This window comes from Streptomyces cupreus (assembly GCF_014257025.1).
Classification (GTDB): Bacteria; Actinomycetota; Actinomycetes; order Streptomycetales; family Streptomycetaceae; genus Streptomyces; species Streptomyces cupreus.
Genome location: NZ_JACMSF010000180.1, coordinates 1 through 763, shown reverse-complemented (window position 1 = coordinate 763; position 763 = coordinate 1). Strand labels below are relative to the sequence as shown.

Sequence of the window (763 nt, the reverse complement as noted above, 5' to 3'; positions counted from 1 at the left end):
GTTGTGGGTCAGCCAGGGTGCCAGTCCGGCTACCGTGGGGTTTTCGAAGACGGCGCGGATGGGTACCTCGGCGCCGAGCACCGACCTGATGCGTGAGGTCAGTCTGGTGGCCAGTAGTGAGTGGCCGCCCAGGGCGAAGAAGTTGTCGTCGATGCCGATCTGGCCGGTGTCGAGGACCTCGGTGAACAGGCCGGCCAGTATTTCCTCGTGGAGGTTGCGGGGGGCGCGGTAGGTGTCACCGGAGAAGTCCGGTTCGGGTAGTGCCCGCCGGTCCAGTTTCCCGTTCACGGTCAGCGGCAACTCGTCCAGGACCACTACTGCGGCCGGCACCATGAACTGCGGCAGCTGGGAGGTCAGGAAGCTGCGCAGTTCCTCGCTGTCCGGCAGTGCACCGCCGACTCCTGCGGCATAGGCCACCAGTTGCTTGCCGCCCGCGCCGTCACGGGCCGCCACCACAGCCGCCGACACGTGGGGGTGAGAGACCAAAACCGTCTCGACCTCGCCGGGTTCGACCCGGAAGCCCCGGATCTTCACCTGGTCATCGGCGCGGCCCACGAACACCAGCTCGCCCTCGGGCGTCCACCGGACCAGATCCCCCGTCCGGTACATCCGCGAACCCGCCCCACCAAACGGATCCGCAACGAAGCGGCCGGCCGTCAGTCCCGAACGCCCGACATAGCCACGCGCCAACTGCACCCCGGACACATACAACTCACCCACCACACCCACCGGAACCAAACACAGACCGGCATCCAGCACACGC

General features: G+C 67.2%; 1 protein-coding gene. It reads right to left on the bottom strand.

Features of this window, described 5'->3' with window-relative positions:
• Positions 1 to 763, bottom strand: a 763-nt coding sequence (locus H4N64_RS44185) for a phosphopantetheine-binding protein (RefSeq protein WP_186288263.1), incomplete at both ends; no start/stop codon positions are given.